The sequence below is a fragment of the Citrobacter sp. Cpo147 genome (genome assembly GCF_030332405.1).
Lineage (GTDB): Bacteria > Pseudomonadota > Gammaproteobacteria > Enterobacterales > Enterobacteriaceae > Citrobacter > Citrobacter portucalensis.
Window position 1 is genome coordinate 523,548 of sequence record NZ_JAOWHX010000030.1, and the last position, 24,007, is coordinate 547,554.

General features: G+C 49.9%; 26 protein-coding genes and 1 pseudogene. 11 read left to right on the forward strand and 16 right to left on the reverse strand.

The window, feature by feature from the left end; genetic code table 11:
- The first annotated feature begins 357 nt into the window (after window positions 1-357).
- Together yeaG and OGY06_RS05140 are read left to right on the forward strand one after the other, a co-directional pair.
- Window positions 358-2,292: a protein kinase YeaG gene (yeaG, locus tag OGY06_RS05135; RefSeq protein ID WP_003030707.1), complete on the forward strand. Its 1,935-nt coding sequence runs from the start codon at window positions 358-360 to the stop codon at window positions 2,290-2,292.
- Window positions 2,293-2,412: 120 nt separating this feature from the next.
- On the forward strand, window positions 2,413-3,696 hold the full coding sequence (locus OGY06_RS05140) for a YeaH/YhbH family protein (protein WP_003832459.1): 1,284 nt from the start codon (window positions 2,413-2,415) through the stop codon (window positions 3,694-3,696).
- Between the two features lie 94 nt (window positions 3,697-3,790).
- Here the strand turns inward: OGY06_RS05140 and OGY06_RS05145 are convergent, their stop codons facing one another.
- Window positions 3,791-4,561, reverse strand: coding sequence for a class I SAM-dependent methyltransferase (locus OGY06_RS05145; RefSeq protein ID WP_008784518.1), 771 nt, complete (start codon window positions 4,559-4,561; stop codon window positions 3,791-3,793).
- 164 nt (window positions 4,562-4,725) lie between these two features.
- Here OGY06_RS05145 and dgcJ point away from each other — a divergent pair, with 164 nt between their 5' ends.
- The 3 genes from dgcJ (at window position 4,726) to OGY06_RS05160 (ending at window position 7,349) form a co-directional block, all read left to right on the forward strand.
- Window positions 4,726-6,216 carry a diguanylate cyclase DgcJ gene (gene dgcJ, locus OGY06_RS05150; RefSeq protein WP_286604878.1) on the forward strand — a complete coding sequence of 497 codons (1,491 nt, stop codon included), beginning with the start codon at window positions 4,726-4,728 and terminating at the stop codon, window positions 6,214-6,216.
- A gap of 44 nt (window positions 6,217-6,260) precedes the next feature.
- Complete coding sequence (locus OGY06_RS05155) at window positions 6,261-6,764, forward strand: YbaK/prolyl-tRNA synthetase associated domain-containing protein (protein ID WP_126318388.1); 504 nt, start codon at window positions 6,261-6,263, stop codon at window positions 6,762-6,764.
- Between the two features lie 138 nt (window positions 6,765-6,902).
- Window positions 6,903-7,349 (forward strand): DUF441 domain-containing protein, encoded by a 447-nt coding sequence (locus OGY06_RS05160; protein ID WP_003832453.1) that lies wholly within the window; start codon window positions 6,903-6,905, stop codon window positions 7,347-7,349.
- Here OGY06_RS05160 and OGY06_RS05165 read toward each other — a convergent pair.
- Window positions 7,326-8,124 (reverse strand): annotated as a pseudogene (locus OGY06_RS05165) (AraC family transcriptional regulator). The gene OGY06_RS05160 and the pseudogene OGY06_RS05165 sit on opposite strands and share 24 nt — an antisense overlap.
- Window positions 8,125-8,223: 99 nt before the next feature.
- Here OGY06_RS05165 and OGY06_RS05170 point away from each other — a divergent pair.
- A complete protein-coding gene (locus OGY06_RS05170; protein ID WP_286604879.1) occupies window positions 8,224-9,411 on the forward strand; it encodes a CynX/NimT family MFS transporter in 1,188 nt (395 codons plus the stop codon).
- A gap of 37 nt (window positions 9,412-9,448) precedes the next feature.
- On the opposite strand, the gene OGY06_RS05175 is transcribed toward OGY06_RS05170, so the two are convergent.
- On the reverse strand, window positions 9,449-10,156 hold the full coding sequence (locus OGY06_RS05175) for a CTP synthase C-terminal region-related (seleno)protein (protein ID WP_149335795.1): 708 nt from the start codon (window positions 10,154-10,156) through the stop codon (window positions 9,449-9,451).
- Window positions 10,157-10,354: 198 nt separating this feature from the next.
- Here OGY06_RS05175 and OGY06_RS05180 point away from each other — a divergent pair, with 198 nt between their 5' ends.
- Entirely contained in the window at window positions 10,355-10,702 is a 348-nt protein-coding gene (locus OGY06_RS05180; RefSeq protein ID WP_003832445.1) for a DUF488 domain-containing protein, read from the forward strand.
- A 7-nt stretch (window positions 10,703-10,709) separates the two neighbouring features.
- On the opposite strand, the gene OGY06_RS05185 is transcribed toward OGY06_RS05180, so the two are convergent.
- Window positions 10,710-10,958 (reverse strand): putative hemolysin, encoded by a 249-nt coding sequence (locus OGY06_RS05185; protein ID WP_003832443.1) that lies wholly within the window; start codon window positions 10,956-10,958, stop codon window positions 10,710-10,712.
- Between the two features lie 185 nt (window positions 10,959-11,143).
- Here OGY06_RS05185 and OGY06_RS05190 point away from each other — a divergent pair, with 185 nt between their 5' ends.
- From OGY06_RS05190 to yoaJ, 3 genes are read left to right on the forward strand one after another with little or no spacing between them, the layout of a single operon-like run.
- Entirely contained in the window at window positions 11,144-12,169 is a 1,026-nt protein-coding gene (locus OGY06_RS05190; RefSeq protein ID WP_063941472.1) for a sensor domain-containing diguanylate cyclase, read from the forward strand.
- A gap of 47 nt (window positions 12,170-12,216) precedes the next feature.
- Window positions 12,217-12,315 carry a YoaK family small membrane protein gene (locus OGY06_RS05195; protein ID WP_032941789.1) on the forward strand — a complete coding sequence of 33 codons (99 nt, stop codon included), beginning with the start codon at window positions 12,217-12,219 and terminating at the stop codon, window positions 12,313-12,315.
- A 2-nt stretch (window positions 12,316-12,317) separates the two neighbouring features.
- The gene (gene yoaJ, locus OGY06_RS05200; protein ID WP_095533175.1) at window positions 12,318-12,392 is read left to right on the forward strand and encodes a protein YoaJ; all 75 of its coding nucleotides are present in this window, start codon (window positions 12,318-12,320) and stop codon (window positions 12,390-12,392) included.
- A 48-nt stretch (window positions 12,393-12,440) separates the two neighbouring features.
- Here yoaJ and OGY06_RS05205 read toward each other — a convergent pair whose 3' ends face one another.
- Entirely contained in the window at window positions 12,441-12,689 is a 249-nt protein-coding gene (locus tag OGY06_RS05205) for a GlsB/YeaQ/YmgE family stress response membrane protein (RefSeq protein ID WP_003832440.1), read from the reverse strand.
- 362 nt (window positions 12,690-13,051) lie between these two features.
- Between OGY06_RS05205 and fdhF the strand changes: the two genes are divergently transcribed.
- Window positions 13,052-15,199 carry a formate dehydrogenase subunit alpha gene (gene fdhF, locus OGY06_RS05210; RefSeq protein WP_286604881.1) on the forward strand — a complete coding sequence of 716 codons (2,148 nt, stop codon included), beginning with the start codon at window positions 13,052-13,054 and terminating at the stop codon, window positions 15,197-15,199.
- Window positions 15,200-15,251: 52 nt separating this feature from the next.
- Here the strand turns inward: fdhF and OGY06_RS05215 are convergent, their stop codons facing one another.
- The 11 genes from OGY06_RS05215 to OGY06_RS05265 form a co-directional block, all read right to left on the reverse strand.
- Window positions 15,252-15,896, reverse strand: a complete 645-nt coding sequence (locus OGY06_RS05215) for a hypothetical protein (RefSeq protein ID WP_063941469.1) — start codon at window positions 15,894-15,896, stop codon at window positions 15,252-15,254.
- Window positions 15,897-16,114: 218 nt separating this feature from the next.
- On the reverse strand, window positions 16,115-16,297 hold the full coding sequence (locus OGY06_RS05220) for a DUF1869 domain-containing protein (protein ID WP_003832433.1): 183 nt from the start codon (window positions 16,295-16,297) through the stop codon (window positions 16,115-16,117).
- A gap of 3 nt (window positions 16,298-16,300) precedes the next feature.
- Window positions 16,301-16,663, reverse strand: a complete 363-nt coding sequence (yeaR, locus tag OGY06_RS05225) for a DUF1971 domain-containing protein YeaR (protein WP_126956332.1) — start codon at window positions 16,661-16,663, stop codon at window positions 16,301-16,303.
- Window positions 16,664-16,836: 173 nt separating this feature from the next.
- The gene (leuE, locus tag OGY06_RS05230) at window positions 16,837-17,475 is read right to left on the reverse strand and encodes a leucine efflux protein LeuE (protein ID WP_003832429.1); all 639 of its coding nucleotides are present in this window, start codon (window positions 17,473-17,475) and stop codon (window positions 16,837-16,839) included.
- Window positions 17,476-17,613: 138 nt separating this feature from the next.
- Window positions 17,614-18,264, reverse strand: coding sequence for a metal-binding protein ZinT (gene zinT / locus OGY06_RS05235; RefSeq protein ID WP_206160208.1), 651 nt, complete (start codon window positions 18,262-18,264; stop codon window positions 17,614-17,616).
- A 77-nt stretch (window positions 18,265-18,341) separates the two neighbouring features.
- Window positions 18,342-18,857: a phospholipase D family nuclease gene (locus OGY06_RS05240; RefSeq protein WP_003832425.1), complete on the reverse strand. Its 516-nt coding sequence runs from the start codon at window positions 18,855-18,857 to the stop codon at window positions 18,342-18,344.
- 31 nt (window positions 18,858-18,888) lie between these two features.
- Window positions 18,889-19,476, reverse strand: a complete 588-nt coding sequence (locus OGY06_RS05245; RefSeq protein ID WP_218667486.1) for an ATP-binding cassette domain-containing protein — start codon at window positions 19,474-19,476, stop codon at window positions 18,889-18,891.
- Window positions 19,460-20,254, reverse strand: coding sequence for an ATP-binding cassette domain-containing protein (locus OGY06_RS05250; RefSeq protein ID WP_126956065.1), 795 nt, complete (start codon window positions 20,252-20,254; stop codon window positions 19,460-19,462). The genes OGY06_RS05245 and OGY06_RS05250 overlap by 17 nt, the downstream gene beginning before the upstream one ends.
- Window positions 20,248-21,060: an ABC transporter permease gene (locus tag OGY06_RS05255; protein WP_003832419.1), complete on the reverse strand. Its 813-nt coding sequence runs from the start codon at window positions 21,058-21,060 to the stop codon at window positions 20,248-20,250. Before OGY06_RS05255 ends, OGY06_RS05250 begins: the two co-directional genes overlap by 7 nt.
- Window positions 21,050-22,024, reverse strand: coding sequence for an ABC transporter permease (locus OGY06_RS05260; protein ID WP_003832417.1), 975 nt, complete (start codon window positions 22,022-22,024; stop codon window positions 21,050-21,052). Before OGY06_RS05260 ends, OGY06_RS05255 begins: the two co-directional genes overlap by 11 nt.
- Window positions 22,024-23,646: an ABC transporter substrate-binding protein gene (locus tag OGY06_RS05265; protein ID WP_148362092.1), complete on the reverse strand. Its 1,623-nt coding sequence runs from the start codon at window positions 23,644-23,646 to the stop codon at window positions 22,024-22,026. The genes OGY06_RS05260 and OGY06_RS05265 overlap by 1 nt, the downstream gene beginning before the upstream one ends.
- Window positions 23,647-24,007: the final 361 nt, after the last annotated feature.

Sequence of the window (24,007 nt, forward strand, 5' to 3'; positions counted from 1 at the left end):
ATTCGCCCCAGAATGTAACCCCCTAATTTCTCAGCGAGTGATGACATTTTGCTTGCAGGACGATGAACACCGCATGAATCCCGCTCCAATTCTTTACATAAGATGTGCTTTTTTTGCTGATGAGTTATTGATATGCCATTGAAATTCATTTGCGCACACAGGCAAGTTTTGCAAATGCCATCTACGCTTAATTTTAGAAGGTGTATCACCGAATACGTTGATCTCCTGACCACTAAAATGGCATGAGAGTTGCTTATTTCCTCAGCAGCGACGTCGTTCAGTTTACCTCTTCAGGGGCCTCTACTATTCATATGAACGGCTCTTAACATGTGCTAAAAAACGAAAGGACGGCATACCATGAATATATTCGATCACTATCGCCAGCGTTATGAAGCTGCCAAGGACGAAGAGTTCACGCTGCAGGAGTTTCTTACCACTTGTCGGCAAGATCGCAGTGCTTATGCCAACGCGGCAGAGCGGCTATTAATGGCTATTGGTGAGCCTGTCATGGTCGACACTGCCCACGAACCTCGACTTTCTCGACTCTTTTCGAATCGGGTAATTGCACGCTATCCCGCCTTTGAAGAGTTTTACGGCATGGAAGACGCCATTGAGCAAATTGTTTCTTATTTGAAACATGCGGCTCAGGGTCTGGAAGAGAAGAAGCAGATTCTGTATCTGCTGGGGCCTGTGGGAGGGGGGAAATCATCTCTTGCTGAGCGGCTGAAGTCGCTGATGCAGAGAGTACCAATTTATGTCCTGAGTGCCAATGGCGAACGTAGCCCGGTCAACGATCATCCGTTATGCCTGTTTAATCCGCAGGAGGACGCGCAGATCCTGGAAAAAGAGTATGGGATCCCGCGTCGCTATCTCGGTACGATCATGTCGCCCTGGGCTGCGAAACGTCTGCACGATTTTGGCGGGGACATTACAAAATTCCGCGTCGTCAAAGTCTGGCCGTCTATTCTGGAGCAGATCGCTATCGCCAAAACGGAGCCTGGTGATGAAAACAACCAGGATATTTCTGCGCTGGTCGGGAAAGTGGATATTCGTAAACTCGAACACCACGCCCAGAACGATCCTGATGCCTACGGTTATTCGGGGGCACTGTGCCGCTCAAACCAGGGGATTATGGAATTCGTTGAGATGTTTAAAGCACCGATTAAAGTGCTGCATCCTCTGCTGACCGCCACCCAGGAAGGAAACTACAACGGGACAGAAGGTATCTCTGCCCTGCCGTTTAACGGGATTATTCTTGCCCACTCGAACGAGTCCGAATGGGTAACGTTCCGTAATAACAAAAACAATGAGGCGTTCCTTGACCGTGTTTACATCGTCAAAGTGCCTTATTGCCTGCGGATCTCTGAAGAGATCAAAATTTACGAAAAACTGCTTAACCACAGTGAGCTGACCCATGCGCCTTGCGCACCGGGCACGCTGGAAACGCTCTCTCGCTTTACCATTCTTTCTCGCCTGAAAGAACCTGAGAACTCGAGCATTTATTCGAAGATGCGCGTTTACGATGGCGAAAGCCTGAAAGATACCGATCCGAAAGCGAAATCCTATCAGGAGTATCGGGATTACGCCGGGGTTGATGAGGGAATGAACGGTCTGTCCACGCGTTTCGCGTTTAAGATCCTCTCTCGCGTCTTTAACTTTGACCATGCCGAAGTGGCAGCTAACCCGGTACATCTGTTTTACGTACTGGAGCAGCAAATCGAACGTGAACAGTTCCCGCAGGAGCAAGCTGAGCGTTATCTTGAGTTCCTGAAAGGCTATTTGATCCCGAAATATGCTGAATTCATCGGCAAAGAGATCCAGACGGCTTATCTCGAATCCTATTCCGAATACGGACAGAACATTTTCGACCGTTATGTCACTTATGCGGATTTCTGGATTCAGGATCAGGAGTATCGCGACCCGGATACCGGTCAGCTGTTTGACCGCGAGTCACTGAACTCAGAACTGGAGAAAATTGAGAAGCCGGCGGGTATCAGTAACCCGAAAGATTTCCGTAACGAGATCGTCAACTTTGTTCTGCGTGCCAGAGCGAATAACAGCGGTCGCAATCCAAACTGGACCAGTTACGAAAAACTACGCACGGTTATTGAGAAGAAAATGTTCTCCAATACCGAGGAGTTGCTGCCGGTCATTTCGTTCAATGCTAAAACCTCAACTGACGAGCAGAAAAAACACGACGATTTTGTCGACCGTATGATGGAAAAAGGCTACACGCGTAAACAGGTGCGTTTACTGTGCGAATGGTATTTGCGCGTACGTAAATCGTCTTAACATAAGTGCCCGGTGGCGCATGCCTTACCGGGCTTGCAAAACAATGTTCCGTAGGCCGGATAGCGCCAGCGCCATCCGGCACTTACAGACATGGCGAACAGTTGGCAGTACGGGGGGCTTATGACCTGGTTTATTGACCGGCGTCTTAACGGCAAAAACAAGAGCACGGTAAACCGCCAGCGCTTCTTACGCCGTTATAAATCGCAAATTAAACAGTCGATCTCCGAGGCCATTAACAAGCGTTCGGTGACTGATGTGGATAGCGGCGAATCTGTCTCTATTCCGACTGATGATATTAGCGAACCAATGTTTCATCAGGGACGTGGTGGTCTGCGCCATCGCGTGCATCCGGGTAACGACCATTTTGTGCAGAATGATCGCATTGAACGCCCACAGGGCGGCGGTGGCGGTTCAGGAAGCGGACAAGGCCAGGCCAGTCAGGATGGTGAGGGTCAGGATGAGTTCGTCTTTCAGATCTCTAAAGATGAATATCTCGATCTGTTGTTCGAAGATTTAGCACTTCCTAACCTGAAGCAGAATCAGCAGCGTCAGTTAACGGAGTACAAAACGCACCGGGCAGGTTTTACCTCTAACGGTGTGCCTGCCAACATCAGCGTGGTGCGATCCCTGCAAAACTCACTGGCGCGCCGCACGGCGATGACAGCGGGTAAGCGTCGCGAACTGCATGCTCTCGAAGCGGATCTGGAAACCATCGCGAAAAGCGAACCAGCGCAGTTGCTGGAAGAGGAACGGTTACGCAAAGAGATTGCCGAACTACGGGCAAAAATCGAACGCGTGCCATTTATCGACACCTTTGATTTACGCTACAAGAATTATGAAAAACGCCCCGACCCTTCCAGCCAGGCGGTGATGTTCTGCCTGATGGACGTCTCTGGTTCAATGGATCAGTCGACCAAAGATATGGCTAAACGTTTTTATATCCTGCTGTATTTGTTCTTAAGCCGGACCTATAAGAACGTGGAGGTGGTTTATATTCGCCACCATACCCAGGCGAAAGAAGTGGATGAGCACGAGTTCTTTTACTCTCAGGAAACCGGGGGAACCATTGTCTCCAGTGCGCTGAAGTTAATGGATGAAGTGGTGAAAGATCGCTACAACCCTGCCCAATGGAACATCTATGCTGCACAGGCATCGGACGGTGATAACTGGGCTGATGATTCACCGCTATGTCATGAGATTTTGGCGAAAAAACTGCTGCCAGTGGTACGCTATTACAGCTATATCGAAATCACTCGCCGCGCTCACCAAACCTTGTGGCGTGAATACGAACATCTGCAATCAACTTTTGATAACTTTGCGATGCAACATATTCGCGATCAGGATGATATTTACCCGGTATTCCGCGAACTGTTTCATAAACAAAGTACGACCAGCAATAGTTAATCACCTAAAAAAATCAGCCAGAGGTTATCTTCTCTGGCTGATTTTTTACGGGTGCTGATTTTTCATCTTATCAATATTCATCCGTTTATCCTTTTTATTTTCCCTTTACAGAGCAGCAGGCAATGTAATTGAGTTGATGACGTTGCGAACGGAAGAAGCGAAACATTTTCAGGAAACGACGACGATTTTCGCTCGTGCGTAAGCCGTTAAACACAATTTTTACCGCCCCCGTAAGCCCTTCATCACGAACTAATCCGCGCGGCGACATCAGCGACATGTTGCCATTCTGTTGCAGGACCTGTTCGAACCCGCAGTTAAGAAATAAATCACGCCAGCCTTGTCTGGTCATTGGACTAACGTTTGATTTCACCACATCGACAAGCTGGCCCTGATCGCCCGCGCCCAGTTTCTGGGCGGTGAACATAATGTCGTGGGTGAGCAGACGCCCACCGGGCTTCAACACGCGATAATATTCGGCAATTAACTTCGCCTTCGCTTTATCGGCATACATTGTCAGCATGGCTTCGTTAATCACAACATCGAAACTGTTATCCGCAAAAGGAAGAGTGTTGGCGTTAGCAGCCATCACATGAATATGATTTTCCAGACCATTTGCCGCTACGTTATTCCTTGCATTTGACAGTGCGGTTTTATCCATATCAATGGCGTATACGGTACAGCCATAGCGTTGAACTAACTCTATCGCCGTCGTGGCCATGTTGCACGCCACTTCAAGTACCTGGCTGCCGGGCGTCAGCTGTGACTGGCTAAACAACCATTCGGTTGCTTCAACGCCGCCCGGACGCAGACGGGTTTTGCCCAGGCTGGCTAAAAATGTATGACCCGCTTTTTCAGTCGCGCTCATTGGCCTGTCTCCTTTCTATAAGTTGCATTATAAATACAACATTAAGAGTTAAAGGTGAAGCGCGCGAATGATTTTTATTACAAAATGTCCTTGCCCGTAGCGTTAGAGCGGATGTATGCCCTGTGATAGACTGAAGTATCAGACTTACAGGGCTGTAAATCATTATGAAATTGCATCATAAAGCGCTCAGGATCTTTATCTCCGTCAGCGTAATTGTTTTGACATCTTCTTTTTTGGTTTATGAGCTCATTGCCAGCGATAAAGCAATGAATGCGTACATGCGCTATATCAATGAGAAAGCCGACTCCTCGTTTCTCTATGATAAGTACACAAATCAGAGCATCGCAGCCCATCTGATGCGCACATTTTCGTCCCCTCAGGGGCCTGCTTCTCTCGAACAGCAAAAAGCACTTTGCAACGCTTTCGACAGCGTTAACGGCACTCATGGGCTCAATCTCACTAAGCGTAACTATCTGCCATTACACGGTACGTTGCAGACCACCTCAACAAAATGTAGCGAACAACTTGATGACATCTTTCTGCTGCCCTCTTTTGACCGGGCGGTCAATGTTAATCGCCAGCAGAAAGATTACGGTCAGGGATTAGGGACGCTGGAGTATAAATTTCGATATTACGTCGATCTTAAAAATAACTACGTCTATTTCTATGACCTGATCGACTCGCGGAAATTTGCGATACACAACTGGTCGTTTTTGCAAAAAGGTACGTTGGGAATCGACCAGAATGATATTGACGGTATTTTTACTGGCCGCACGGTGATCTCCAGTATTTATGAAGATAACCTGACCGAGAAAAAGGTGATGAGCTTTTTAACACCGGTTTACTACGCCAATAAGCTAAAAGGCGTGGTGATGGTGGATATTAACAAAGAGAATTTACAGAATATTTTCTATACCAGCGACCGCCCTCTCGTCTGGCGTTATCTTAACGTAACGGTCTCTGACACCAGTTCAGGTAAAGAGATCCTCGTTCATAAAAGTGAAACCGATCTATTCCGCTATGTTCACTATGAGAAGGACATACCTGGCGGTATACGTATCACCCTCTCACTTGATGTTATGTACTTTATTGTCTCGTCCTGGAAGATATTCGCCTTCTATCTACTGGCAACGATATTGCTGCTGAATATGGTCAGAACGCATTTTCGGCTGTATCACAACGTCACGCGGGAAAATATCAGTGACGCGATGACCGGGCTCTACAACCGTAAAATTCTAACGCCGACGCTCGAACAGTGTTTACAACAGTTAGTAAACTCCGGCACCCTCGTGACCTTTATCGCTATTGATTGCGACAAACTAAAAGTTATTAATGATACGTTGGGGCATAAGGAAGGCGATCGCATTATCACCCTCCTGGCCAAAGCTATTCAAACGTCCATTCGCAAAAGTGACTATGCCATCCGCCTCGGTGGCGATGAGTTTTGCATTATCCTCATCGATCACCCCAGTGAATTAACGCCCCGCCTGCTGGAGAGGATTCGCTATAACTTACAAATTATTGCGCAAGATAGATCAATCAGCTTCTCTGTCGGAATTTATAATATGCAGCCAAACGACACCATTGATGATGCCTACAAAGCATCTGATACACAGCTCTACCTGAACAAACAGAAAAAACGCACCGATGCGTAATCATTTTTCTGACAGGATTTTCATTGTTGTACCAGGAGTAAGTCATGACGGAAGTAAACAAAGGTAACGCAACGCACCAGCGTTTAATCTCCCTGTTGTCAGAACACGGTGCGACCTACCGCGTAGTCAGCCATGAAGCCGTAGGCAAATGTGAAGCTGTCTCTGAAATTCGCGGTACCGCACTGGGTCAGGGTGCAAAAGCGCTGGTCTGCAAAGTAAAAGGCAACGGCGTCAATCAGCATGTTCTGGCGATCCTCTCTGCCGATCAGCAGGCGGACCTGAGCCTGTTGGCCAGCCATATTGGCGGGTTGAGAGCGTCACTTGCCAGCCCGGCGGAGGTAGATGAACTAACAGGCTGCGTATTTGGTGCTATCCCACCGTTCAGTTTTCATCCGAATCTCAAGCTGGTCGCCGACCCGCTGTTGTTTGAGCGTTTTAATGAAATTGCGTTCAATGCCGGAATGCTGGAAAAATCCGTGATCATGGATACCGCAGATTACCTGCGCATCGCGAAACCGGAATTAATCCCGTTCCGCAGAGCACAATAACTGCCCAAGTTAGCAGTAAAAAACATCGCTTCGTGCGTTAGCCCAAAAAAAATCATAATCATTAAAAAAAGCCTGTTCCGTCACGCGTTTACGCGTACAGTAAGCAGGCTTATTTTTTCTTTTGGCAAGGAAACTACGATGTTTGATGTCACTCTGCTGATCCTGCTCGGACTGGCAGCTCTGGGCTTTGTCAGCCACAACACCACAGTCGCTGTTTCAATTCTGGTGCTGATTATTGTCCGTGTTACCCCTCTGAATACCTTCTTTCCCTGGATTGAAAAACAGGGCCTGACCGTCGGGATTATAATTCTGACCATTGGCGTCATGGCGCCGATCGCCAGCGGAACGCTACCGCCCTCCACGCTCATCCACTCCTTTGTGAACTGGAAATCACTGGTTGCTATTGCCGTTGGGGTATTTGTCTCCTGGCTTGGCGGACGCGGCGTTACGCTAATGGGCAGCCAGCCTCAGCTTGTTGCTGGTTTACTGGTGGGCACGGTACTGGGCGTGGCGCTGTTTCGCGGTGTGCCAGTGGGGCCGCTTATTGCGGCAGGTCTGGTCTCATTGATTGTTGGGAAGCAGTAGCCAGCCCGTTCAGATAACGGCCTGGTGTCTGTCCCAGGCCTTTTTTGAACATAGTGATAAATGCCGTGGTCGAATCGTACCCGAGCATTTGCGCGACCTGTTGTACATTGCGACCATCAATTAACGCCTGCAGCGCCAGAATCAGCTGGAGCTGGTGACGCCAGCGGCGAAAACTCAACCCCGTTTCTTTGACGACCAGGCGAGCAAGGTTACGTTCACTCATCGCAAATACGCTGGCCCATTGTCCCAACGTCTGCCATTGTGCAGGCTCTCTCGCCATCGTTGCGACCATTCTGCGAATTTTCGGGTGATCGGAAACCGGCAACTGCATTTGCTCCTGGGGTTGCTGCGGCAGTTCATCAAACAACACCTGCGTCAGCCGCTGGGTTGCCGGCTCCAGCCGTTGGGCATCCGTTTTGGATGCCAGCGCCAGAATAAGCTCCCGGCACAACGGAGCAATTTTCAGCGTGCAGCAACGATCGGGCATCACGACGGCCTGCGGCTCAATAAACAAAAAGCATAATTGTGCGCCAACGGTAACGTGGTTGCTGTGTGGAATTTCACCGGGGATCCACACTGCATATTGCGGGGGCACCATCCACATAGCATTTTCAACCTCACAAGTGATCGCGCCATGCAACGCCAGAATCAACTGGCCTTTACGGTGCTGATGCAGCGGACTAAAAAGTTCATCTTCCCGGGCCTGAATACAAAACGCCACGGCCGCATCGTGGTGAAGATCCGGTTCATATCCATCCAGCCTCAGTCCTAACATAAAAATGTCCGATTTAAGCGATAAACTGTCATTTTAGCTTGATTCATCCATTGAGTAAAAACGCTAAGGTATCGCCTCGCCTGACGATATGAGAAAAAAATGACAAATATTCCTTCCTCCCGCGGCAAGAACGCAGCGTTGCTGATCACGGGGATCCTGATGATTGCCACCACATTGCGCGTCACCTTTACCGGAGCTGCCCCGTTGCTGGATGCAATTCGCGCCGACTACGGACTGAGCACTGCCCAGACGGGGCTTCTGACCACCCTGCCACTGCTGGCTTTCGCACTGGTTTCACCTCTGGCTGCCGCCGTTGCGCGCCGTTGGGGTATCGAACGCAGCTTGTGTGTCGCTATGCTACTGATTTGCGCTGGTATTGCGATACGTTCGCTGCCCTCACCAGGGTTCCTGTTTAGCGGCACCGCGATCATTGGTTGCGGAATCGCCTTGGGCAATGTGCTTTTACCCGGACTGATTAAGCGTGATTTTGCTCAGCATGTGGCGAAACTCACTGGCGCATACTCGCTGACCATGGGCGCGGCAGCGGCACTGGGTTCCGCCATTGTGGTACCGCTGGCGTTGAACGGGTTTGGCTGGCGCGGTGCGCTGATGGTACTGATGGCCTTTCCGCTACTGGCGCTGATTATCTGGTTACCCCAATGCCGCCAGACGACCAATGCCAGCTTGAGCAACTCGCGCGCGCTGCATTCCCGCGCGATCTGGCGCTCCAGCCTCGCCTGGCAGGTGACGCTGTTTCTGGGGATCAATTCGCTTATCTACTACGTCATCATCGGCTGGCTGCCCGCTATTTTGATCAGTCACGGCTACAGCGAGTCGCAGGCCGGTTCACTGCATGGTTTACTGCAGCTGGCGACTGCCGCGCCGGGATTATTGATTCCTCTCGTCCTGAACAGATTTAAGGATCAGCGCGCCATCGCCGCTCTGGTTTCATTAATGTGCGCCGTCGGCGCGGCGGGATTCGCCATAATGCCCGACCAGGCATTGCTATGGACCATCCTGTTTGGCTTTGGCTCGGGCGCGACGATGATCCTCGGCTTGACCTTTATTGGCCTGCGCGCAAGCTCAGCGCATCAGGCTGCTGCCCTCTCCGGCATGGCACAGTCTGTCGGATATTTACTGGCGGCCTGCGGACCACCACTGATGGGGAAAATTCACGACCTCAACGATAGCTGGCTGATTCCTCTTGGCGGGGTCGCCGTGTTAGCGATGCTGATGGCGGTATTTGGTTTGTGCGCGGGGCGCAATCGGGAGATCGCGAGCGCATAATGCACAGGGCAGGTTCGTGAACAACCTGCCCGTTTTTTTATCCGCGCGCGGCGCGCAGCATCGCCTGAACTAACGGCACGGGTTTTCCCGCCAGCGCTCCGCGTTCATGTTGAAAGAGCGTGCCAACATAAAATGGATGCGTCACCAGCTCAATGGCACGAATATCACCAACCTCATCCCAACCGGTCACCCGAAGATCGCCGCTTTCAAGCTCGGCGGCAAAATCCTCCGATACGCCATAGTTGCAGTGATATCCCTCGGTGATAACATCCCGCCCGTAGGCTTTGGCAATCAGCGTATTGGCCCGCAGCTCAATATCATCCGTTTTTTCTACCAGCGAGCAGGTCAATGGTGCTATCACCATTCGACCCGTGGTGTCCATCTCGGCGTGGCCGGCATCGCTCCAGCCCAGCACGTTGCGGGCGTACTCCAGAATCGCATGCTGAAAGCCGCCGCAGGTACCCAGGAATGGGATGCTGTTTTCACGCGCGTAGCGTATCGCTATCAGCGCCCCTTCAAGATGGCGATATGGACTGCCTGGAACGACCCAGATGGCATCATAGCCAATCAAGTCCTCACTGCTGTTGATATCAGATGTAGTTAGCCAGTCGTAATCAGCCACTAATTCCAGAACGGCGGCAGCATCATCGATAGCAAGGGGAATAGCCTGGTGCGCCACAATATCGGGGCTGTAATCACCCACCAGCGCAATGCGAAGCGTATCTTTAATTGGGGAAATTTCCATTAAGCTTTCCTTGTGTCCTGACAATAAGGGACAGCATAAGGAGCCTCAGCCTACCGACTTTTTAGTGGTATCACAATCCCTTAAATTGGGAGTCAGGACAGGCAAAATGCTATAATGGTCACGTTTTACGATCTTATTTAACCGTAATAAAGTTGATGATAAATACCTGAGCGGTAGCTGAAAGGAGCGGATGAAGAGATGAAGATTCAGTGTAAACGTGTGTATGACCCGGCAGAAAAAAGTGATGGTTACCGCGTGTTGGTCGACCGGTTGTGGCCACGCGGGATAAAAAAGACTGACCTTGCTTTCAACGAATGGAACAAAACGCTGACGCCATCCTCTGAATTGCGCAAAGCATTCCACGCAGAACTGATCGATTTTTCACACTTTTCCGAGCAATATCGCGCAGAGCTGGCCCAACAGCAGCAGGAAGGAAAGCGCCTCGCAGAGATTGCCCGACAGCAAACCTTAACGCTACTGTATGCAGCGAAAAATACCCAGCAAAACCACGCACTGGTGCTCGCTGAGTGGCTACGTCAATGCTGACCGCGTATTACTTGGCCGTTGCCGGATGATCTCTACGCCAGAGTGACCATTCATCAATTACTTCCCCGTTGGGTAGTTTGCAGTCAGACTTAACACCTTGCGGAGTCTGCACCGCAATCAACGAGCCGCCCTTTTGTTCGCAATACACCGATGCTGGATTCGCCATGCCAACTTTCGGTGGCACAGGCGCTTCCGGTTCCGTGGTACACCCCGCCAGCACCAGCAAGCCGGGCAAAAAAATAGATGCCAGTTTCATATTTACTCCTGTTAAAAACCTTATCCTGGCAGGTTACCCCGACTTTCCATCTATCTCCATGTTTTCCTGTCAGCTATCCATTTTATGTTTACATTCTGAGCTGGATGGCGTGTTTCATCTTTCACCTCGATGTTCTATCATGCGGGCAACGTCAGCCCAATCATTACTCAGGAGCATTTCACCTCATGTCGGACATGATCCTTGCCAGAGTCTCACAATCCTTAGCTACGGAGCAGTCAGTTGAGAGTCTGGTTCGCCAACTTCTGGAGATGCTGGAGATGGTGACTGAGATGGAATCAACCTACCTGACCAAGGTCGATCTGGATGCCCGTCTGCAGCATATTCTGTATGCGCGTAATAGCCGCCAAATGCAGATCCCCGAAGGGCTATCCGTGCCGTGGGATGAAACGCTGTGCAAACGCGCGATTGAGGAAAACTGTCTGTACAGTGACAACGTGCCCGCACGCTGGCCGGAATGTACCGCTGCTCGCGCACTGGACATCACCACCTTTCTAAGTACTCCCGTTCATCTTCCGGACGGAACGTTTTACGGTACACTCTGCGCTACCAGCCGCCGTCAGCAGGCACTGAGCCAACGTGGAGAACAAGTATTACATCTGTTTGCCGGTCTGATCGCCCAGTCGATTCAAAAAGAGTCGCTGGTTGCTCAGTTACGTGAAGCGAACGCCGCGCTGATTGCTCACTCCTACACCGATGCCCTGACAGGGTTACCGAATCGGCGCGCAATTTTTGAAAATGTGGAGACCCTATTTTCGCTTGCCCGCCACCTCAGGCAGAAGATAGTTGTTGCCTATATCGATTTGGATGATTTCAAACTGATTAATGACCGCTTTGGCCACGAGGTTGGTGATCAGTTCCTGATCCAGATTGGGCAGCGCCTGCTCCGTGAATGTAGTGATAATGACATTCTCGGTCGACTGGGCGGTGACGAATTTTTAGTCGTTCGCCTGTCAGCGGAAGATGAACTTGATCAGCTTATGCGTCTGCAGCAGGTGAAAAATCAGCTGCAACAACAGATTTGCGGTGACTACCACCTGGGTGATATTCATCTGTATTATCCTGGTGCCAGTCTGGGTGTGGTGGAAATTGATCCGCTGGAGACTGATGTAAACTGTGCGCTTCATCTTGCAGACAGCGCAATGTATCAGGATAAAAAGCGTCAGGATAAAACCCCTTTTGTCGTACATTAAGCCCTGCTATGCTGGCTCGTCTTTAAATAACTCTGGTAGATAATCGTATGCGACTCGGTATTATTTTCCCTGTCATTATTTTCATTTCCGCTGTCGTTTTCTTATCCTGGTTTTTTATTGGCGGCTACGCTGCGCCGGGAGCATAACGATGAAAAAAACAACGATTATTATGATTGGCGTGGCGATCATCGTGGTTCTGGGCACGGAACTGGGGTGGTGGTAACCAAAATAAAGGCCACTTATCAGTGGCCTCTATTGTCTGTATGTTTACTTAGCTTTTGATTTTTCTGTAGATAAACAACACCACAATCGCACCGATAACCGCTACGACGAAACTGCCGAAGTTGAAACCATCAACTTTACCAAAACCAAAGAAGGTACTGATCCAGCCACCCACTACCGCACCGACAACCCCTAAGATAATGGTCATAAAGAATCCGCCGCCATCTTTACCCGGCATAATCCATTTTGCCAAAATCCCAGCGATAAGACCGAAAACCACCCATGAAATAATGCCCATAATTTTCCTCACTTATGTTTTTTAAATTAACGATTCACTCGTTGTATAAAAGCATAGCATAGCGCTGAAAAATTAAAATTTGTGATCGTCATCACTTCATATTTTCATCTTTTTCCGATGTTTCATAAGGTTATGACTGCTGACCGGTAGGCTAAATTTTTGCCGCTCCTCGTCATTAATGTCGAATCGTCAGTCATTATGCTCAACGCTTTTGCCGTCAGCCCCGTTATTGCTGGGTTTTCACTTCTGGCACACTTTATGCTTTAACAACCCGTCGCTACGACAAATCGTAGTCCGCGGTGCTTATCGCGTGGCTGCGTCTACAATTCGCGCTATTTCAGCATTTAACAGGTCTGTTATTGATGAAAAAAATCACCAGTGTTTGCCCATATTGTGGGGCCGGGTGCAAGCTCAAGCTTGTTGTCGAAAATAACAAAATCATCCGTGCCGAAGCCGCAGAGGGTGTAACGAACCAAAATCAGTTATGCCTGAAAGGCTATTATGGTTGGGACTTTCTTAACGACACTCGCCTCCTGACTCCCCGTCTGACTCGCCCGATGATCCGTTATGAAAAAGGTGGCAAATTCACGCCCGTTAGCTGGGATGAAGCCATTCGTTACACCGCAAAACGCCTGTCTGAAATCAAAAAAACCTATGGTCCTCGCGCCATCATGACCACCGGCTCCTCCCGGGGAACCGGAAATGAAACTAACTACGTGATGCAAAAATTCGCACGTGGTGTACTTCATACCAATAATGTCGATTGTTGTGCCCGCGTCTGTCACGGTCCTTCCGTTGCCGGATTACAAGAAACGTTAGGCAATGGCGCCATGAGCAATTCCATCAGCGACATTGAAAATTCAAAATGTCTGCTGATCTTTGGTTATAACTGCGCCGACTCGCACCCAATCGTAGCCCGCCGGGTAATTAAAGCTCGCCAGAACGGCGCAAAAATCATTGTCTGCGACCCACGTCGTATTGAAACCGCTCGAATTGCTGACCAACATTTGCAGTTGAAAAACGGTTGCAACATGGCTCTGGTTAATGCCTTTGGTCATGTTCTTATCGAAGAGCAACTCTACGATCGCGAGTATGTGCAAAAGCATGCGGAAGGGCTGGAAACATACTGGGAAACCGTTAAAGACTATGCGCCTGAAGCGGTTGAACATTTGACCGGCGTTCCCGCACAGCAGGTTCGTCAGGCAATGCGTACATTTGCCGCAGCACCATCGGCAACCGTAATGTGGGGGATGGGCGTCACTCAGTTTGGTCAGGCTGTTGATGTGGTTCGCGGTTTATCGAGCCTGGCGTTGTTGACCGGGAATCTGGGTCGCCCTAACGTCGGCGTTGGTCCGGTGCGCGGGCAAAATAACGTGCAGGGTGCGTGCGATATGGGGGTACTACCTAACCAGTTCCCGGGATATCAGGACGTGACCGATTCCGCAGTCAGGGAAAAATTCGCCAGCGCATGGGGCATTGACGTTAATCAGATGGATGACAAGGTTGGAACGCGCATCACTGAAGTTCCACACCTGGCTATCGAAGGCAAAATAAAAGCCTACTACATCATGGGAGAGGATCCGCTGCAAACCGAGGCCGACCTGGGCCTGGTCCGCGAAGGGTTTAACGCGCTCGATTTTATCGTCGTGCAAGACATCTTCATGACTAAGACAGCGGAAATGGCCGATGTTCTCCTGCCCGCCACCTCATGGGGCGAACATGGCGGCGTCTTTACCTGCGCCGATCGCGGCTTCCAGCGTTTTGAGAAAGCGATTGAACCCACCGCTTATGTAAAACGTGACTGGGAGATCATCAGCCTTTTGGCCAGCGAAATGGGCTATCCAATGCAGTATCAAAATAACCAGCAAATCTGGGATGAGATGCGCGAGCTGTGCCCACTGTTCTACGGCGTGACCTATGAGAAAATGGGGGAAATGGGGCATGTTCAGTGGCCATGCCCGGATCTCGATAGTCCTGGTACGCCATACCTTTACGCACACAGCCAGTTTGATACCGCCAACGGCAAAGGCAAACTGTTTGCCGCACCGTGGCGAGCGCCCGCAGAAGTTCCGGATGACAATTATCCGCTGGTACTGTGTACCGTGCGTGAGGTTGGGCATTACTCCTGTCGCTCTATGACCGGTAACTGCGCAGCGTTACAAGCGTTGGCTGATGAACCAGGATATGTGCAAATCAATACCCATGATGCCGAAAAACTCGGTATCCGTCATCGTGATCTGGTGTGGGTCAGCTCGCGTCGGGGTAAGGTCATCAGCCGTGCGGATGTATCCGAGCGCATCAATTCCGGAACGGTTTATATGACCTATCAATGGTGGATTGGTGCATGCAACGAGTTGACCCAGGATAACCTCGATCCAATCTCGAAAACGCCGGAAACCAAATATTGTGCCGTAAATATCGAGCACATTAACGATCAGAGATGGGCTGAAAAGTATGCCGCTCAATCGTATAGCGACATGAAATCACGCTTATGTGAGGCCATTGCGTAATTCTCCACCATCGCCACCTGAGTCTGGTTACCCAGACTCAGGTCTTATCTCATTACTTTACCAAGTGAGGTTCACTGAAACGGATGGAGGCAGATTCCTCCTGCATATCCCGCTGCATAAAACCGAGGTTCATCAGAAACAGGCCAGCCATAAACGGCAGTTCGTACAATTCTTCAATCATATCGCCATATTGGGCATTGTGCAGGAAGATGGGAGCCAGCAGACGATGATGCTCTACCGTATCGGAAATCAAAAATGCGCAGGCGGTGATCGCCAGCAGCCAGAGCGGTAGCGGTTCATTACGCACGCGTCGGACAATATCCAGGCGTAAGCGCTTCGACAACAGCACCGGCAGAATAATCATGGAAATCATTACAACAGAGATAGCTCTGAACAGAAGTTTAGGCTGCTCCGGGAAATAGTCGCGGCCCCAACTGGTGCTTCTCCCCAGCAATACCAACCACCACGCGGCTGCCCAAAGCCAAAATTGCTTCTCGCCTTCAGGGCGTGATAAAGGCCGGATATAGCCAAGGGTAAATACCGCACCAAACAGTAGCCATAGCGCCTGCCCATTTTCGATCCATCTGACGACAGTGCCGTTAAGCAGCGGAAGATTCCAGTTCGCGGTGAACGGGATCGCCACAATGACCAGTCCTAGAATAAGTGTGGGGAATGTAATTTGGGTATTCAGTTTCATAAGCGCGATGTTCTGTATTGTTACTTTTTTGCGATCATAACTCCTGTGAATGATCGACAATTAGCATTCAATGCGGATTTCTTAAGGTATTCTTAAGGAATCTTTTTTCGGACATCACTACGTTCAACACAAATAAAATAACCGCACAGCGCCGTCAAAACGCTGTGCGGTTAGTATATTAAAATTCTTTTTATTCAATCAGTAAGAGTATTTAATACCTACCATCCGCAGACTTCATGCTCATTCTCGGTATCGTACGAACGAACGGTATTGACCAAGTCTTTGACCACTTCTGCTGCCACATCCGGCACCAGTAACGTCATCGGCGCTTCTGTTTCATAATCAACAGAAACACCGTTGCTGTTATTGGTCACGGTTACGGTATAGGTTGCTTTGCCCATGATTTACTCCTTGCCGGTGCGCACGACTTTTCGTTGATTTACACTCTCCATCAGAACTTCCGGGGCAACGAAAAAATCGATATTAAAGTAAGTGTCGTCGGTCATCACTTCGATGTTATGCCATTTTTCCGGCGGAAAAACGCCAAACTGACCGGCTTCAATAACCATCACCTCTACTGGCTCCGGACTGTGTTCATCGGCGTATCCGAGATATTTGACCGCCCCCTGCATAACCGAAAGTCGTGGATAAACCCCAGCACGAGTTCCTTTATCAAGGTGGCGTTCGAAAATTCCGGCAGGCGCGGTTTCTTTGTTCCAGAATGGTGTAGAGCGTGTATGGATATGATTCTGTGGAATTTGAAGCATTTTTCTTCCCTTTTCCAGTCGACAACCAGCGAGTCTTATTGAATCGCTGCTGTACACAGGGTACGCCTCAAAATATACATTTAAAATACCATTTATTGGTTATAACCCTACAATTATAAATGAAAAGCAAAGCGTCATATTGAAGGCCCGCCGCAACCAGCGGGCCAATGGCATCACGACTGAAGCGTGGCCAGACGAGCGGCAAAACCAACGAAAATTAGGCCGATTAGGGAATTACCCACTTTGGCCAGTTTTTTCTTCGTGCGAATATACTGCGTCACAAACGCGCCGGAGAAAATAAGGAAGCTCAGATAGAAAAAGCTCACTACTTCAAGCGTAATGGCCAAAATAAAGAATGACAGCCCTGAGTGCGGTGCATTGACATCAATAAACTGCACAAAGAACGAAACATAAAACAAAATAGCTTTGGGATTCGTCAGGCTCAGAATTAATGCTCGCTTAAAAATAGCGCCAAACGGGACTTCCTCAGGTGCGGCGTCGCTTGCTTTCGATTTCAGTGTCGCATACAGGATCTTCGCACCTAGGTACAGCAGATAAAACGCGCCAAGATAGCGAACGATATTGAACAAAACAGGCGTTGTTTTGATCAATGCGGCAACACCGGCATAGGCCAAAAACATCAGCACGGCATCACCGATAAACACACCGCTTGCGGCGAGATAACCCCCCTTCACTCCCCGACCGACGCTGTTCTTCAACACAAATATCGTATTTGGCCCCGGTACCAACACGATAAAAATGGCTCCCACCAGATACGTCCAGTAATTCAGAACTCCATACTCTGCGAACACGTTAACCTCTTCCTGAAAAACACATGCACTTGCTGCGATACAATATGCTAACGAATGCATCGGGTGATGGAAAGAAAAGGTTATGAATTAAAAAACCCGCCACTGGTGACGGGTGTGTACAGATAAGGTTAGCCCGGATTAATGGTGCAGCATCTCATCCACAACCTCTTCTCCCTTCAACTGATAAGGGTAATAGGTAGGCCAGTTTTCCATCTCTTCAAGCAAGGCTGCCTGCGAGGTATTTCCCATAAAGATATGGAAGTGGCTCGATTTACGCGGCGCAATAATATGATCGCTAAATTGCACATATTTTGGCGCTTTGCTGTCAGCAGCTTTACACTCAAACAGATACCGTACACCTTTCTTGCCTGATTTATAATTCAGGATCTTATATCCGGCATAGTCGTATTTACATGATTCAACCTGATTCCCGGTATGAAACTCCATCACGCCATTTTCAATACCGATAGTGTCTACGTTGGTTGCATAGCCTGTACGGTAATACGCTTTGATTTGTTCTGCCGTTTTGCTTTTATCTTTCTCCGCTTTCTTTTTGAACACCGGATCAAGCTCGCCGCTGACCAGATACGGATAGACAGATTGCCACATGCCATCCCAGTCGGTCAGCGCCCTGTTCTGCACCTGGTTGTCATCAAATACCCCTTCAGACGCCTTTTGTTCTGCTTCACTCATTGGCGCACCATGGGAATGATGACCATGCGCCAGAACCGAACTACTGACTAAAAGCATCCCCAGAGCGATTGTCAGTTTCTTAAAACGAATAGCCAAAATTTCACCCTCAAATCAATTGCGAGTGAAATGTTATAATATAACATCACATTTAAATCAACGGCGTTGTGAAACATTTAACCGCTCTGGTGCGCGATTTTCCAACGGCTGTCAAAATGGGCCTGATACTGCGCAACAACGGCAGGTTCGTCACGAATAACTAACACATTTTCAGAGTTAGCAAATTCTGCGGATTTGGCAAAGTTGAACGAACCGGTTTCCAGCGTGTCGCCATCAATAATCATTACCTTGTCATGCTGGATGTGGTAGTGACCATCCAGTTGAACATCAACCCCATTCGCGGCAGCAAAAGCGATGGCCTTCTGGCTCACCTTACCCTGGTTTCGTTTCTTATCGATAACAGCCCGAACCACAACGCCTCTCTTTTCAGCGTTGACCAATGCCTGAACAATATCTGCAGACTGAAATGAATAAGCCATCATATCGATGCTGTGCTGCGCATGGTTGATTGAATCCAGCACTAAAGCCCGAGCCGATCCTTCCGGTGAAAAACCCACCTGAATGGAAGCATGTGCTGCAAAAGCACCCGCCCCGTACATTAGCGCAGCCACAGCGATAGTTTTTACGATCACGTTAGTTATTTGCCTGAAATGCGAAAGAGACCTAAGAGAGTAGCGCTCGCGTGCAGATCTGATCAAGCAGTGCCTGCTGATGACTGATAATGAGCATACCCAATGGCCGACGCTGAGATTCTTCAAGCAGCAGCGCCCAGATATCCCGTTGAATAGAAGGATCAAGCTGGGCAGTAATTTCATCGGCAATAAGAAAACGTGTCCGCGGGTCCAGCGCGCGAAGTAAAGCAATTCGCGCCAGTTCACCACCAGAAAGTTGTCCAGGACGGCGGGTTAACCACTCTGGATTGATGTGAAGACGGGTAAGCATTGCAGCATCCGGTCGCCATGCATCATACACCGCATCACCGGTGCTGCGTCGGGGGTTAAAAGTTAATTCCGGATGCTGTGGCACCAGTTGCACCGGGCAATACTGGTGCATCGGCAAAGGTTGGTCATCAACCAGAATGTCACCGGAAGTTGGTTTCTGCCAGCCCGCCAGCACGCGTCCCAGCGTCGTTTTGCCAGTTCCACTGGGCGCACAAATCCCAATACGTTCTCCAGGGCGTAGAGAAAAGGCCAGATTTTGCCACAGAACCTTTTCCCCCTGACGGATTGTTACATCACGACAGCACAGCATCGCGCTCTCCAAAAAGTTGATTTCTTTCAGGCAGCGCCCGCCATTGTCGTTGCAGGTGTTCGCTAATCTCTCCGCGTAACAGCTGTTCCCGGCTGACGTTATCCGACACCCTTCCCTGATGCAGAGCGACAATACGATCCGCATGGCGGGCCGCCAGCGTGAGGTCATGCGTTACCCATAAAACGCCAGCCCCTTGCTCACATTGCTCACGCAACTGTTCAAGCAGTTGATTAGCGAGAGGTGCATCAAGCCAGGCGGTAATTTCATCCGCCAGAATATAGCGAGCCTGACTCAGAGACGCGTGACAGGCCAGAACACGTTTTGCCATACCGCCTGAAAGCTGACGCGGAAAAGCATCTAATACGCGACTTTCCAGTCGGCTACGCTGGAGCAATCGTTCAATTTTTCCGGCACTCCATTGCTGGTCAGAAAGCTGGCATGCCCTGCGCAGATGCTTTTCAATCGAGAGCAGCGGGTTAAGTGCCTGAATACCTTGCGGGACGTAGCTAAAGGTATTGCCACGACATTTGCGAATGTCATCACTGTCCAGCGTTTTACCTTCCAGGGTAATAACGCCGTTGAAACGCAAATTGTCTGGTAAGAGATCGAGCAGACATTGCAGCAATAGGCTTTTACCTTCTCCACTTCCTCCAACTAGCGCCACCATCTGACCAGGCGCTACGTCGAAAGAGATATCCTGCAACAGCGAAGACCAGTTTTTCGCGCCGTACCAGCGATAACGCGCCACGTCCAGTGAGACCTGCCTTAAACTCAACATGCGTCACCTCGTAACCATAAACGATGCACCGCCCTTGCGAGCTGATCGAATAACATCACCAGACTGAACAGCATCAGTCCAGGAAACAGCACTAACCACCAGTCGCCATGACTGATAAACCTCAGCGCATCCGCCAGCAGCAGGCCCAGCGACGGTTCATGCGGTGCCAGTCCAAAACCGAGGAAGCTTAACGCCGCGCTGTGCAACACTGCATGGGGAAACATCAGCAATGTTCCCGTTAGCCACTGGGGTAACAACGCCGGTAGATAGTGATGCCGCCAGCAGTAAAAATGGCCGTGCCCCAGACGCCAGGTCAACGTCAGATAGTCACTGTGGGCCACGCGCTGCGCTTCAGCACGCAGGATTAGCGCCAGACGCGGCCAGTGCGTTAGTGCAACCGCCATGATTACCCCGTTTTTCCCGCCGCCCAGCGTAAAACAGATCAAAATAAGCAATAGCAGATGCGGCATCGACAGCATGGCATCAGTTATAAGGCGCATAAGCACATCCAGACGCGGATGTATGCGCGAAACCGCCGCCATCATTAACGCAATCAAGCCACTGCACAACGCCGCACCAATACCAATTTGCAGACTGGTTAGTGCCCCCTGAAAACAACGGATCCACAGATCGCGACCAAGATTATCGGTGCCAAACCAATACATCGCATCAGGTGGAAGATGACGGGCAAGCAGATTAACGCTCAACGGATTATCCAGCATTGCGGCACCATACACTGCAATGAATAACAGGCAGCTGAAAGAGAACAAAAGACGAATTAGCGTCGGCGTCGGGTTATAGAGCATCAGGTCGCTCCAGAGCACGGTTCAACATACGGACAAGCCAGGTAGACAGCGAATTGCCAATGAACACCAGTACGGTACTGAACAACACAATCCCCATCAGTAACGGCAGATCGCCGCGTAATCCGGCATCAATGGTGGCCTGCCCCAGTCCTGGATACGCGAAGACTTTTTCGGCCAATAGTGCACCTCCCAGCAGTTCTCCCAGTGAGGCAAACTGCAAACACAGCGCAGGCGTAATTGCATGACGCAGAACCTGATGGCGTAACAGTGACCAGCCTTTATCTCCCTGGGAACGTGCAAAACGGACAAATTCGCTTTTCATTACGCTGGCGATGCTTTCCCGCGTATGAAGCGTAATTTGTCCCAGTCCCAGCAAACTGAGCGCGCAAACGGGAAGCACCAGATGGCGCAGACGCTCGGTCAGCATGGCCATATCGCCGCTGTTACCCGGCTCCCATGCGCAGCAGACCGGAAATACCGGCCAGCGCACGGCAAATAACGCCAGCAGCAACATGCCAATCCAGAAGGTCGGCAACGAGGAGAGCAGATAGCTGAGGCGACAGATTGCTTTGTCCGGCCAGCGATTCAGGTAGCGACCCGCGACAAACCCCATTGCCGTTCCCAATATGCCGGAGAGTAGCCACGCGCCGCCAAGCAGCGCAAACGAGGTGGAAAAGCGTTCCTTGATCACGCTGGCAACCGGCGCATTAAACAACATGGAATAGCCGAGATCGCCCTGCAATACCCGTAAAAACCAGTGACCAAAACGCTCCCATAGCGGCTGGTCCAATCCCCAGCGAGCAGCAATGCGTGCATATTGCTCCGGCGGCACATGCAGGAGATCGTTGCCAATATAAGCGCGAATCGGATCGACTGGAGAAAAGCTGAGCAGCACAAAAGTGCCAGCCGCAACCAGCACTAATAACACTATCAGCCGTAGAAAATGGCCCACAACAGACTTCATCAACGGCAGGTCCAGGTCCATTCGTCCAGATTATTGAGCAGTGACCAGCTACCGTGAATCTCCGGTGCGCCTTTGCCTAAATCAATACACGGATTTGCCAGGTAGGTGTGCTGAATATTCAGCAGCCATGCCCAGGCAGCATCGCCCTGCACGCCAGCCCCTTGCTTGCCATCCCACTCCACCTGTTGCCAGAAAGGCAACGCCTTTTGCCAGTCTGGGGCGTCGATAGCCTGTTTAAGATGCTGTTCAACAACAGGATTGCTGTAATAGCCTGGGTTGTAATATTCCACGCCCGCGGCCTGATTACTGTAATGATGGAAAAGCTCCATCGGATCCAGGCTTCCCCAACCAAATAACGTCGGGTTCGCATGCATGTGACGTTCAACGGTTTCCCAGCTTCCCGATTGCAGCGAGATCTGAATACCCACCGGCTCCAGCATTGCGCGAACAGCTTCGGCTAAATCCCGGCGCGTACTGTCACCGCTGGCGTACCATAAAGTCAGTCGAGCCTCTTTGCCGTCTTTCACTCGCACGCCATCTTTACCTACCTTCCAGCCGGCTTCTTCCAGAATCGTACGTGCTTTTTCACTGTCACCATCTTTGAACGCAACGGATTGCCCCTGCCACGGCAGCCCCTGCACTGCGCTATACGCAGGAATCGCATGACCTTCCATGACCTGATCGGCAAGCTGCTTACGGTCGATGGCATAGTTGATGGCGCGCCTGATGGCAACATCGGCCGTGATATCGTTCCCAATCGGATAGCCATTGGCATCTTTTTTACCTGCAGGAACCATCGGGAACACAATGCCCCGGTTTTCCACGCTATCGCGTACCCAAAGTTTCAAATTTGTCTGCTGAGGAGCGACCGCCATCGACGGCGCGATACGTACGAGTCCCAGTTGGCCACTGCGCGCTGCGGCATAAGCGTTATCTTCATCAAGGAAGACAAACACCAGCTTACTAAAATCATTTTTCTTACCGGCATACCAGGGGTTAGCCTCCACGATCAACTGCTGTCCCGGCTGAAAACTCACCAGTCGATAAGGACCCGCGCCAATCGGATTTTTGGCAAATGTTTTTTCGTCATACCGTTTCGCCGGAACAATACCCAAAGAACCCAGCACATTCACAAAGGTGCTCTGTGGGCTATTTAGCGTAATTTCTACCGTGCGATTATCTTTCAGGCTGGCATGGGTGAAGTTTCCCATGTCGATTTTGCCGCCGCTTTTTGCTGCTTTGTTATAGGTGAACACAACATCTTCAGCGGTTAGCGGGGAACCATCAGAGAATTTAAGGTCAGGTTTTAACGTCAACGTCCAGGTTTTGCCGTCTGCGCTGGTCTCTACTTTTTCCGTCAGCAGGTTTCCCCAGCTCATATCTGCATTTTGTTTTAATAATGGTGCATGCAAAAGCAAATAGCTGCCATGACTCCAGCCCAGCATCGGGTCAAACCCTTCCGTTGGTTCTGGTCCAATTGCCAGTTTTAACGTCTGCCCTTCGCTCGCATTTTGCGCGGCAAGAAGTGGTGAGGTTAATGCGAGAGTCAATGCGCACGTAAGCAGTGCCAGCTTGCCTTTGATCATTATGTTATCCAGATTTACGTTATTTTTATGCTGCATAACGATTTACCCTCGTTAAGCAGTCTCCTGGGGAAGGGATTATGGCGGACAGAAATGACGAAAAAAATGATGCGGCGCAGAAAAGTATGACGATTTTCTAAAATTATCATACTTTTTTCTGATACTCCGTTATGAGTTCGATGTGAACCTCAGAAAATAGATTAATCCCTCGCCATTTATTCACAGGGATATTAATCCCGATCTAATAATTGCCTATACGGACTATTGTCCCTTCCTGCTAATTCCTTATCTAAAACTCATGACAATTTATGTATATTTATTCAAGAAAAACACCAGAAGTGACAAGTTATGTAAATTTGTAATGATAATTATTTGTATTATCATTTCCATCAATTATCTT

Excerpts from the sequence above, each read along its gene's own strand:
- dgcJ (WP_286604878.1), top strand. The coding sequence starts at position 4,726 with ATGAAATTGCATCATAAAGCGCTCAGGATCTTTATCTCCGTCAGCGTA.
- OGY06_RS05170 (WP_286604879.1), top strand. The coding sequence starts at position 8,224 with ATGACAAATATTCCTTCCTCCCGCGGCAAGAACGCAGCGTTGCTGATC.
- OGY06_RS05205 (WP_003832440.1), bottom strand. The coding sequence starts at position 12,689 with ATGGGCATTATTTCATGGGTGGTTTTCGGTCTTATCGCTGGGATTTTG.
- OGY06_RS05250 (WP_126956065.1), bottom strand. The coding sequence starts at position 20,254 with ATGTTGAGTTTAAGGCAGGTCTCACTGGACGTGGCGCGTTATCGCTGG.
- OGY06_RS05155 (WP_126318388.1), top strand. The coding sequence starts at position 6,261 with ATGACGGAAGTAAACAAAGGTAACGCAACGCACCAGCGTTTAATCTCC.
- OGY06_RS05255 (WP_003832419.1), bottom strand. The coding sequence starts at position 21,060 with ATGCTCTATAACCCGACGCCGACGCTAATTCGTCTTTTGTTCTCTTTC.
- OGY06_RS05195 (WP_032941789.1), top strand. The coding sequence starts at position 12,217 with ATGCGACTCGGTATTATTTTCCCTGTCATTATTTTCATTTCCGCTGTC.
- OGY06_RS05160 (WP_003832453.1), top strand. The coding sequence starts at position 6,903 with ATGTTTGATGTCACTCTGCTGATCCTGCTCGGACTGGCAGCTCTGGGC.
- OGY06_RS05245 (WP_218667486.1), bottom strand. The coding sequence starts at position 19,476 with ATGCTGTGCTGTCGTGATGTAACAATCCGTCAGGGGGAAAAGGTTCTG.
- OGY06_RS05185 (WP_003832443.1), bottom strand. The coding sequence starts at position 10,958 with ATGAAACTGGCATCTATTTTTTTGCCCGGCTTGCTGGTGCTGGCGGGG.
- OGY06_RS05180 (WP_003832445.1), top strand. The coding sequence starts at position 10,355 with ATGAAGATTCAGTGTAAACGTGTGTATGACCCGGCAGAAAAAAGTGAT.
- yeaG (WP_003030707.1), top strand. The coding sequence starts at position 358 with ATGAATATATTCGATCACTATCGCCAGCGTTATGAAGCTGCCAAGGAC.
- OGY06_RS05190 (WP_063941472.1), top strand. The coding sequence starts at position 11,144 with ATGTCGGACATGATCCTTGCCAGAGTCTCACAATCCTTAGCTACGGAG.
- OGY06_RS05265 (WP_148362092.1), bottom strand. The coding sequence starts at position 23,646 with ATGCAGCATAAAAATAACGTAAATCTGGATAACATAATGATCAAAGGC.
- OGY06_RS05145 (WP_008784518.1), bottom strand. The coding sequence starts at position 4,561 with ATGAGCGCGACTGAAAAAGCGGGTCATACATTTTTAGCCAGCCTGGGC.
- yeaR (WP_126956332.1), bottom strand. The coding sequence starts at position 16,663 with ATGCTTCAAATTCCACAGAATCATATCCATACACGCTCTACACCATTC.
- OGY06_RS05215 (WP_063941469.1), bottom strand. The coding sequence starts at position 15,896 with ATGAAACTGAATACCCAAATTACATTCCCCACACTTATTCTAGGACTG.
- OGY06_RS05175 (WP_149335795.1), bottom strand. The coding sequence starts at position 10,156 with ATGGAAATTTCCCCAATTAAAGATACGCTTCGCATTGCGCTGGTGGGT.
- OGY06_RS05260 (WP_003832417.1), bottom strand. The coding sequence starts at position 22,024 with ATGAAGTCTGTTGTGGGCCATTTTCTACGGCTGATAGTGTTATTAGTG.
- OGY06_RS05140 (WP_003832459.1), top strand. The coding sequence starts at position 2,413 with ATGACCTGGTTTATTGACCGGCGTCTTAACGGCAAAAACAAGAGCACG.
- fdhF (WP_286604881.1), top strand. The coding sequence starts at position 13,052 with ATGAAAAAAATCACCAGTGTTTGCCCATATTGTGGGGCCGGGTGCAAG.
- OGY06_RS05220 (WP_003832433.1), bottom strand. The coding sequence starts at position 16,297 with ATGGGCAAAGCAACCTATACCGTAACCGTGACCAATAACAGCAACGGT.